This is a genomic window from Streptomyces sp. URMC 126, assembly GCF_051386555.1.
Classification (GTDB): domain Bacteria; phylum Actinomycetota; class Actinomycetes; order Streptomycetales; family Streptomycetaceae; genus Streptomyces.
In genome coordinates, this window is record NZ_JBPQTX010000937.1 from 1 (window position 1) to 265 (window position 265).

Below are 265 nucleotides of genomic sequence, written 5' to 3' on the forward strand. Positions count from 1 at the left end.
GCAAGAGCCACTATGGCTACAAGAACCATGTGAACATGGACAGGAAGCACAAGCTGGTGCGCCGCTACCATGTCAGCGATGCCGCCCTGCATGACAGCCAAGCGGTGGACCACCTGCTGACGCGGGGCAATACCGGCGCGGGGGTCTGGGCCGATCCGGCCTATCGGTCCGAGGAGATGGAAGCCAAGCTGCGCGGCATGAAGCTGAGGAGCCACATCCACCGCAAGGGCAAGCGCGGCAAGCCGCTGACCGAACAGGCCAAGAG

The 265-nt window shown here is 63.8% G+C and carries 1 protein-coding gene; it reads left to right on the forward strand.

Translation table 11 applies throughout. The annotated features are described in order from the left end of the window. The coding region (locus ACSNOK_RS34570; RefSeq protein ID WP_436784671.1) for a transposase at window positions 1-265 on the forward strand (265 nt) is incomplete at both ends.